The organism is Micromonospora sp. (assembly GCF_048594385.1).
GTDB classification, from domain to species: Bacteria; Actinomycetota; Actinomycetes; order Mycobacteriales; family Micromonosporaceae; genus Micromonospora; species Micromonospora wenchangensis.
This window is the reverse complement of the sequence record NZ_JBMDWU010000224.1, coordinates 1-9,549: the sequence shown is the minus strand read 5'-3', so window position 1 is coordinate 9,549 and position 9,549 is coordinate 1. Positions and strand designations below refer to the sequence as shown.

Sequence of the window (9,549 nt, the reverse complement as noted above, 5' to 3'; positions counted from 1 at the left end):
GTGCGCCACCTGGACGGGGCCGGCAACGAGCGCCACCAGCAGTTGCTGCCGTGCGCGCTGGAGATCCGGGGATCGACCGCAGCACCACGAAGCCGTCACCCCGATAGGGGCTGACCAGGTAAAACGGCCCGTCGCCGCGCGGCAACGCGACGACGGACCCAGTGAAGTACCGGGCTCGATACTCAACGAGGAGGATAGCAATGCAGCGATTCCGCCGGATCGTCGCCGCGATCGCCCTGGCGGCCACCGCGACGACCACCGTGGCCGCGTGCGGCGGCGACGACAGCGGTGACGACAGCGGGGCCAAGACCCTCAAGCTCTGGCACTACGAGGGCGAGAACAGCGCGATGGGGGTCGGCTGGGACAGGGCCATCGAGATCTTCAAGACCGAACACCCGGGCGTCGAGGTGCGCTTCGAGCGCAAGGCGTTCGAGCAGATCCAGCAGAACGCCGGCATGATCATCAACTCGTCCGAGGGCCCGGACATCATGGAGTACAACAAGGGCAACGCGACGGCCGGCCTGCTGTCGTCCCAGGGCCTGCTCACCGACCTCAGCGGCGAGGCGGACAAGCGCGGCTGGGCCGGCAAGCTCAGCCCCAGCCTGCAGACCACCGCCCGGTACAGCGACAAGGGCGTGATGGGGTCGGGCAACTGGTTCGGGGTGCCGAACTACGGCGAGTACGTCACGGTCTACTACAACAAGGACCTGTTCGACCGCAACGGCGTCACGGTGCCCACCAGCATGGCGGAGCTGACCGCCGCGATGGACACCTTCGTCGACAAGGGCATCACCCCGCTGGGCATGGCCGGCGCCGAGTACCCGGCCGGGCAGCTGTTCTACCAGTTGGCCCTGTCGAAGGCCGACCGGCAGTTCGTCGACAACTACCAGCTCTACAAGAACCCGGTCGACTTCCGCGCCGACCCGCTGAAGTACGGCGCGGACACCTTCGCCGACTGGGTGCGCAAGGGCTACGTGGCCAAGGACTCGGCGAGCCTCAAGGCCGAGGACATGGGCACGGCGTTCATCGCGGGCAAGACCCCGATGATCGTCTCCGGGAGCTGGTGGTACGGCCGGTTCAAGGCCGAGATGAAGGCCAACTGGGACACTTTCCTGTTCCCGGGCAACACCCTCAACGCCGGCTCGTCCGGCAACCTCTGGGTCGTCCCGACCAACAGCAAGGCCAAGAGCCTGGCGTACGACTTCATCGACATCACCCTGCGTCCGGAGATCCAGGACCTGATCGGCAACAACGGTGGCATCCCGGTGGCCGGTGACCCCGCGAAGATCACCGACCCGAAGGACCGCAAGCTGATCGAGGACTTCAACACGGTCAGCAAGCAGGACGGTCTGGCCTTCTACCCGGACTGGCCGGTGCCCGGCTACTACGACGTGCTGGTCGGCGGGTTCCAGGCGCTGATCAACGGATCCAAGTCCCCCGACCAGGTGCTCGACACGATCGCCAAGCCGTACGCCGACGGCGTCAAGGAGATCACCGGCAAGTGACACGGCGAGCGGCGGGCGCGACCGGCACGACCGGCTGCGCCCGCCCACCCCGCCGGGAAGGATCCTCCATGACAGTCCCCGACACCGTCGCCGGCACACCGCAGGCGACGACCCCGACCCCCTCCCCCGCGTCCCCGCGCCGCCGCCGACGCGACGGCCGCGACGCGGCGTACTGGCTCTACCTGCTCCCCGGGGCGGTGCTGTTCGTCCTGGTCATCGGCGTACCGCTGGTCGGCACCGGCTACCTGTCGCTGACCCGGTGGTCGGGCGTCGGCGACCCCACCTTCGTCGGGTTGGACAACTACCGGCGGCTGTTGGACGACGAGGTGTTCTGGGCGTCGTTCCGCAACACCGTGGCGATGATCGTCGCGATGGTGGTGGTGCCGACGCTGCTCGGGCTGCTGCTCGCCTCGGTGCTCTTCGACGTCGTCGGACGGCGGTTCCGGCCCCGGACGGCGGCGGCCCTGCGGGCGGCGTTCTACCTGCCGCAGGTGCTGCCCGTGGTGGTGGCCGGCATCGTGTGGGGCTGGATCCTGCGTCCCGACGGCGCGTTCAACAGCGTGCTCGACGCGGTCGGTCTCGGCGCGCTGCGCCACGACTGGCTGGGCGACCCGGACACCGCGCTGCCGGCGGTGATGGCGGTGATGATCTGGGTGCAGATCGGCTACCCGGTGGTCGTGTTCATGGCGGCGTTGCAGCGGGTCGACCCGGAGCTGTACGAGGCGGCCGAGGTCGACGGGGCGAACTGGCTGCGCCGGTTCCGGGCGATCACCCTGCCGCAGATCCGGCCGGAGACCTTCGTGGTGGCCCTGACCTGCACGATCGCCGCCCTGAAGGTGTTCGGGCCGATCTTCGCGCTGACCCGGGGCGGCCCGGAGAACGCCACCAACGTGCCGTCGTACTTCGCGTACTACACGTTCTTCAAGAAGCTCCAGGTCGGCTACGGCTCGGCGATCTCCACCGTACTCACCGTGATAATCGTGGTGGTGGCCGTGGTCTTCATCGCCGTGCAGGCCCGCAGCGAACGCCGGGACCGGGGGATCTGAGATGACCGTGACGATCGCCAAGGTCCCGATCCACCGCAAGAAGGTGCGCGACCGCCACCACCGGGGCGTCAGCCGCTGGGTGGTGCTCGCACTGGTCACCGTGGGCGCGCTGGTCATGCTGGTGCCGTTCGCGTTCATGCTGCTCAACGCGTTCAAGTCGCCCGGGGACTACTCGTCGGGCGGCCCGCTGAGCTGGCCGTCGGAGTTCTACACCACGGGTCTGCGGACGTACTGGTCGGAGGTGAACTTCCCGCTCAAGCTGTGGAACTCGGCGCTCATCGCCGGGTCGGTGGCGGTGCTCGGTGTCGTCGTGTCGCTGCTCAACGCGTACGCGCTGGGTATCGGCCGGGTCCGCGGGCGGCTGTGGATCGTCGGGGTGTTCCTGCTGGCCAACATGCTGCCGCAGGAGGCGTTGATCTATCCGCTCTACTACGTCGCCAAGGAGATCGGTCTCTACAACACCCGACTGTCGGTGATCATCATCTTCACCGTCATCCAGAGCGCGTTCGGCACGTACCTGCTGGCCTCGGTGCTGGGCACGTTCCCCCGGGCGCTGCTGGAGGCCGCCGCGCTCGACGGTGCCGGGAAGTGGACGGTGCTGTGGCGGGTGGTCTTCCCCAACCTGCGGCCCACCCTCGCCGTGCTGCTCATCTTCTTCTTCATCTGGACCTGGAACGAGTTCCTCATCCCGCTGGTCATGCTGATCGACAACCAGACCCAGACCATCCCGGTCGCCCTCGCGTCGTTGCAGGGTGACCGGCTGATGGACGCCCCCACCACCAACGCCGGCGCCCTGATCAGCCTGGTGCCGGCCATCCTGTTCTTCCTCATCTTCCAGCGCACCCTGGCGCGCGGCATCACGGCAGGAGCCGAGAAGTGAAGTTCACCGACGGGTACTGGCAACTGCGCCCGGGAGTCAGCGTGCTGCGCCCCGGCACTGTCGAATCGGTCGAGCCGGACGACCGCGGTTTCACCGTCTTCGCACCGGCCGGTCAGATCAACGGCCGGGGCGACACGCTCAACCGGCCGGTCGTCACCGTCCGGTTCTTCTCCCCCGCACCCGGCGTGGTCGGGGTGACCATCGGCCACCACAGCGGCGGGCTGCCCCGCGAACCCCGCTTCGGGCTGGACACCGACGGCACGCACCCGGTCACCGTCGACATCACCGGGATCAGCGCGTCGCTGACCACCGGCGAGCTGACCGTGCGGGTCGCGCTGGTCGACGGCTGGCGGGTCGAGTTCAAGCACGGCGACCGGCTGGTCACCGCGTCCACCGGCCGCAGCATCGGCATCGTCACCGACGGCGAGGGACGCCGGTACGTGCACGAACGGCTCGCGCTCGGCGTCGGCGAGACGGTGTACGGGTTGGGCGAGCGGTTCGGCCCGTTCGTCAAGAACGGGCAGACGGTCGACATCTGGAACGCCGACGGCGGCACCGCCAGCGAGCAGGCGTACAAGAACGTGCCGTTCTATCTGAGCAGCGCCGGCTACGGGTTGTTCGTGGACCACCCGGAGCACGTGTCGTTCGAGGTGGGCTCGGAGGTCGTGGCGCAGACCCAGTTCAGTGTGGAGGGCCAGTCGCTGACCTACCACGTCATCGACGGGCCCACCCCGAAGGACGTGCTGCGCCGCTACACCGCGCTGACCGGCCGCACGGCCCGGGTGCCCGCCTGGTCGTACGGGCTGTGGCTGTCCACGTCGTTCACCACGTCGTACGACGAGAAGACGGTGACCGAGTTCGTCGACGGGATGGCCGAGCGGGACCTGCCGCTGTCGGTGTTCCACTTCGACTGCTTCTGGATGCGCCAGTTCCACTGGGTCGACTTCGTCTGGGACCCGGCGACCTTCCCCGACCCGGAGGGCATGCTGCACCGGCTACACGAGCGGGGCCTGAAGGTGTGCGTGTGGATCAACCCGTACATCGCCCAGCGGTCGTACCTGTTCGAGGAGGGCCGCGAGGCCGGCTTCCTGGTACGCAACCCGGACGGGTCGGTGTGGCAGTGGGACAAGTGGCAGGCCGGCATGGCGCTCGTCGACTTCACCAACCCCGACGCGGTGGCCTGGTTCACCGGCAAGCTCAAGTCGCTGCTGGACATGGGCGTCGACTGCTTCAAGACCGACTTCGGCGAGCGCATCCCGACCGACGTGGTGTGGCACGACGGGTCGGACCCGCAGCGGATGCACAACTACTACTCCTACCTCTACAACAAGGCGGTCTTCGAGCTGCTGGAGACCGAACGCGGCGAGGGTGAGGCGGTGGTGTTCGCCCGCTCCGCCACCACCGGCGGCCAGCAGTTCCCGGTGCACTGGGGCGGCGACTGCGAGTCGACGTTCGTCGCGATGGCCGAGTCGCTGCGCGGCGGGCTGTCCCTGGCGTCGTCGGGCTTCGGCTACTGGAGCCACGACATCGGCGGTTTCGAGGGCACCCCCGACCCGGCGGTGTTCAAGCGGTGGATCGCTTTCGGCCTGCTGTCGTCGCACTCGCGGTTGCACGGCTCCGGCTCGTACCGGGTGCCGTGGGCGTACGACGAGCAGGCCGTGGAGGTGCTGCGCCACTTCACCCGGCTCAAGCTCGGCCTCATGCCGTACCTGGCGGCGACCGCCGAACAGGCGCACCGCGACGGCATCCCGATGATGCGTCCGATGATCGTGGAGTTCCCGGACGATCCGGCCGTGGCGCACCTCGACCGGCAGTACATGCTCGGCCCGGACGTGCTCGTCGCGCCGGTGCTCAGCGCCGACGGGCAGGTCACCTTCTACGTGCCCGCCGGCACCTGGACCCACCTGGTCACCGGGGCGCAGCTCACCGGCCCGGCCTGGGTGACCGAGAAGCACGGGTACGACAGCCTGCCGGTGCTCGCCCGGCCCGGCGCGGTCATCGGGTTCGGGGCGCGCTGCGACCGGCCCGACTACGCCTGGGCCGACGGGGTGGAGCTGCGGCTCTACGCTCCGGCGGAGGGGCAACGGCAGCGGGTGCGCATCCCGTCACCCGACGGGGGGCCGGGCGCGCAGTTCGAGGTGGGGTTCCGGGGCGGGGTGGCGACCGCCGAGCTGGTGTCGGGTGAGTCGTCGGCGTACCACTGCGTGGTGGTCGGCGCGGAGAGGGCGGGACGATGACGGCACGCAACTTCCCGGAGAGCTTCCTCTGGGGGTCGGCGACGGCGGCGTACCAGATCGAGGGCGCGGCCACCGAGGACGGTCGGGGTCCGTCCATCTGGGACACCTACAGCCACACCCCCGGGCGGACGTTGAACGGCGACACCGGTGACGTGGCCGCCGACCACTACCACCGGTGGCCGCAGGATCTGGACCACCTCGCCGAGCTGGGGCTGGGCGCGTACCGTTTCTCGATCTCCTGGCCCCGGGTGCAGCCGGGCGGTTCCGGCCGGTTCAACCCCGCCGGCCTGGACTTCTACGCCCGGCTGGTCGACGGACTGCTGGAGCGCGGCATCCGGCCGGTGGCGACCATGTACCACTGGGACCTGCCGCAGCAGTTGGAGGACGCCGGCGGGTGGCCGGTGCGGGAAACGGCGCTGCGTTTCGAGGAGTACGCGGCGGGGATCGTCGGCGCGCTCGGGGACCGGGTGCACACCTGGACGACGCTCAACGAACCGTGGTGCTCGGCGTACCTGGGGTACGGCTCCGGCGTGCACGCGCCCGGCCGCACCGAACCGGCGGCGGCGTTGGCGGCGGTGCACCACCTGAACCTGGCGCACGGCCTGGCCGGGCGGGTGGTGCGGGAGCTGACGCCGAGCGCCGAGCTGTCGGTGACGTTGAACCTGCACGTCGTGCGGGGCGCGTCCGGGTCGGACGCGGACGCCGACGCGGTCCGGCGGATCGACGCGCTGGCGAACCGGGCGTTCCTCGGCCCGATGCTGGACGGGGCGTACCCGGCGGACCTGCTGGCCGACACCGCCGCCGTCACCGACTGGTCGTTCGTGCGCCCCGGTGACGAGAAGCTGATCGCGGTGCCGCTGGACGTGCTCGGGGTCAACTACTACTCCAGCACCCTGGTCCGCGCCTGGGACGGGCACTCGGCCCGCTCGGCCGCCGACGGGCACGGGGCGTCGGTGCACTCGCCGTGGGTGGGTGCCGAGGACGTCGACTTCCTGCCGCAGCCCGGCCCGTACACGGCGATGGGGTGGAACATCGACCCGCCGGCCTTCACCGAGCTGCTGGTGCGGCTGGGGCGCGACCACCCGGGCCAGCCGTTGATGATCACCGAGAACGGCGCGGCGTTCGACGACGTGGTGTCGGCCGACGGGCGGATCCACGACGACCGGCGGATCGACTACCTGCGCCGGCACATCGGCGCGGTGGCCGACGCCCGCGCGCAGGGCGTGGACGTGCGGGGCTACTTCGTCTGGTCGCTGCTGGACAACTTCGAGTGGGGTTACGGCTACGACCGTCGGTTCGGCATCATCCACGTCGACTACGACACGCAGGAACGTCGCTGGAAGGACAGCGCCCACTGGTACCGCCGGCTGGTCGCCACCGGCCAGCTCGACGGGTAGGTCAGGGGGTTCCCGCTGGGTTGCCCCGGCGGGACGGCCAGGGCAACCCCCGTCGCCGCGACCCCGGCCGGTGCCGTCCGGCCGGGGTGCGCGGCGGACCGGGTTCAGGGGTGTGTCACACGGACCCGTTCGAGGCCGAGTCGCGGACTCGTGACGAGGCGGTAGTCGGCCGACTCCGCGTCGGACAGGGGGTCGCCCCGGACCGGGGTGAAGTCGGGTCCGTCGGAGCCGGGTGCGTGCACCACCTGCAGTTGCGCCCGCACCGCTTCCTCCCGCAGGCGGTCGGTGATGACGCGGGTGGACGAGTCGGCCGCCTCCCGCAGGTCGGACAGACCACCGATGATCTCGGCGAAGGACCGGGAGGAGACGTCGGCGTCCGGCTGCGCGGACTGCTCGTCGCCGATCAACCGGTCGGAGGTGCGGAAGAAGCCGTCCTTGCCCAGGTAGCGCTCGTACATGATGGTCACCAGCGCGAACAGCCGCATGTACGCGCGCCGGTAGGCGAATTCGAAGAACCTCAGCGCCTCCGCCTCGTCGACCTCGCCACGGTCGACCGAGGCGACGCATGCGGCGGCGGTCAACGCGCTGTAGAGCGCGAGGTGCACGCCGGTGGACAGCAGCGGGTCCAGGAAGCACGCCGCGTCGCCCACGATCGCGTAACCGGGCCCGCAGAACTGGTCCGCGATGTACGAGTAGTCGGTCTCGACCCTCGTCACGCCGAGGAACTCGGCCTCTGCCGTCAGCTTCGTGATGGTCGGCGAGGCCGCGATGAGGTGCCGGTACAGGTCGTCCGACGACGGGTGCTCGTGACGGTCACGCGCGAAGGCGTCCTTGGTGGTGACGTAGCCGATGCTCATCCGCCCGCCGGCCATCGGGATCACCCAGTACCAGCCCTCCGGCGAAGAGATGATGTTGATCCCTCCGGACGGCGTGTCGGGCAGCAGCGTGGCCCCGGTCCAGTAGCCCCAGATGCCGACGTTACGCAGGTTGTTCAGCGGCTCACGGTTGCCGAAGTGCCGGGCGCTGAGCAGCCCGTTGCGCCCGGTGGCGTCGACCAGGAAGTCGAAGTCGTCGATGGTGAACGGTTCGCCGTCGTCCGGGGAGCACTCCACGGCCACCGGCCGGCCGTCGGCGAAGCGCACCGACCGACCGGTGACGCCGGTGGTGACGGCGACCCCGTTGCGGCGGGCGTGCTCCAGCAGCAGCGCGTCGAACTCGCTGCGGTCGACCTGCCACGACTGCACCCCGGACTGCGCCTGCCAGTCGAACGCCCACTGGTCGTCGTCCCAGTGGATGACGCCTCCGTTCTTCTTCACGAAGCCGTGGTCGTCGAGAGTCTTCGACATGCCGATGACGTCCAGCACCACCCGGCACGACGGGGTGAGCGACTCGCCCACGTGGTACCGCGGGAAGTGGGCGCTCTCGACGAGTCGCACGTCGAGTCCGGCCTGGGCCATCGCCGTTGCCGCGGTGCTCCCGGCCGGGCCACCACCGATCACGAGGACCTTCATGTCTCTGCCACCTTGCCGTTCCGGCCGTAGCCATGGGGAATGGGTGCACCGACGATGTGACGACGACGTCTGTCCCGACGTCGAGCTGCGGCTCGGCCAGCCGTCACCGCTGGCTGTCCCGGGTGTCGGCAGTGCGTCTTCCACGGCTGCCGACCGGGGCCGCAGCCGGAATCAGGGAGTGACGCCGATCAGGGCCGGACCGGGCAGGCGTGGGCCGTCAGTCCCGTATCGGCGACCGTGCGCCGGGCGGGTCGGACTCGACGACGAACGAAGCAGCACAGGCGATTGCCCTTCTCGCGCGGCAAGATATAGACAATCGTACATGAGTTTCTGACCGGGAACCGCCGGCTCCACGGAACAGCGCAGCCGCGCGTACGAGGTGCGACCACAGAGCGGACACGCCGCCGCGATGGCCGTCGCAAGGCCGCGCCCATCCGGGCGGCAGCGGAACGCGCCGACCAGCGCGACCAAGGAGTACGGGGGTCGCGCCGCACGATTCACCCGCGACGCCGCCGCGTTGATCACCCGCGCCGAACTGACACGACACCGCGGAAAGCGCGTGAGCGGCGGCGTCGGCCTACTGGCGGCGTTCGCGGTCGCGTTGGTGCTGGAGGGCTTCCTCGAGCTGGTCTTCGAGGACGATGATCCGGCAGGCCGCCTCCAGGGCGGTGCCCTGGTCGACCATCTCCCGGGCCCGGGCGGCCAGGCGCAGCTGGTAGCGGGAGTAGCGGCGGTGCCCGCCGGCGGAACGGACCGGGATGATCAGCTTCGCCTCGTCGAGGCGGCGCAGGAAGTCCTGCGAGGCGCCGACGATGTCGGCGGCGCGGCCCATGGTGTAGGCGGGGTAGTGGTCGTCGTCGAGCAGTTCGTCAGGTTGGGCCATACATTCCTTCTTCGAGAACGTGGGCCCCGGCGCGCGTCGCGCCGGGGGCCGGGGTGACGGGTTGAACACACCAGTCTCCGACAGGGGCGT

The 9,549-nt window shown here is 70.0% G+C and carries 7 protein-coding genes; 5 read left to right on the top strand and 2 right to left on the bottom strand.

The window, feature by feature from the left end; translation table 11 throughout:
- The first annotated feature begins 200 nt into the window (after positions 1-200).
- The 5 genes from ACOJTC_RS11935 to ACOJTC_RS11915 all read left to right on the top strand — a co-directional run bounded on the left by ACOJTC_RS11935 (position 201) and on the right by ACOJTC_RS11915 (position 7,065).
- Positions 201-1,505, top strand: a complete 1,305-nt coding sequence (locus tag ACOJTC_RS11935; protein ID WP_420116896.1) for an ABC transporter substrate-binding protein — start codon at positions 201-203, stop codon at positions 1,503-1,505.
- A gap of 68 nt (positions 1,506-1,573) precedes the next feature.
- Positions 1,574-2,551 carry a carbohydrate ABC transporter permease gene (locus ACOJTC_RS11930; protein ID WP_420116895.1) on the top strand — a complete coding sequence of 326 codons (978 nt, stop codon included), beginning with the start codon at positions 1,574-1,576 and terminating at the stop codon, positions 2,549-2,551.
- A gap of 1 nt (position 2,552) precedes the next feature.
- Entirely contained in the window at positions 2,553-3,431 is an 879-nt protein-coding gene (locus ACOJTC_RS11925; RefSeq protein ID WP_420116894.1) for a carbohydrate ABC transporter permease, read from the top strand.
- Complete coding sequence (gene yicI, locus ACOJTC_RS11920; RefSeq protein ID WP_420116893.1) at positions 3,428-5,668, top strand: alpha-xylosidase; 2,241 nt, start codon at positions 3,428-3,430, stop codon at positions 5,666-5,668. The genes ACOJTC_RS11925 and yicI overlap by 4 nt, the downstream gene beginning before the upstream one ends.
- Complete coding sequence (locus tag ACOJTC_RS11915) at positions 5,665-7,065, top strand: GH1 family beta-glucosidase (RefSeq protein ID WP_420116892.1); 1,401 nt, start codon at positions 5,665-5,667, stop codon at positions 7,063-7,065. Before yicI ends, ACOJTC_RS11915 begins: the two co-directional genes overlap by 4 nt.
- 104 nt (positions 7,066-7,169) lie before the next feature.
- On the opposite strand, the gene ACOJTC_RS11910 is transcribed toward ACOJTC_RS11915, so the two are convergent.
- Both ACOJTC_RS11910 and ACOJTC_RS11905 read right to left on the bottom strand, forming a co-directional pair.
- Positions 7,170-8,576, bottom strand: coding sequence for an NAD(P)/FAD-dependent oxidoreductase (locus ACOJTC_RS11910; protein WP_420116891.1), 1,407 nt, complete (start codon positions 8,574-8,576; stop codon positions 7,170-7,172).
- A gap of 577 nt (positions 8,577-9,153) precedes the next feature.
- The gene (locus tag ACOJTC_RS11905) at positions 9,154-9,459 is read right to left on the bottom strand and encodes a MerR family transcriptional regulator (RefSeq protein WP_420116890.1); all 306 of its coding nucleotides are present in this window, start codon (positions 9,457-9,459) and stop codon (positions 9,154-9,156) included.
- Positions 9,460-9,549: the final 90 nt, after the last annotated feature.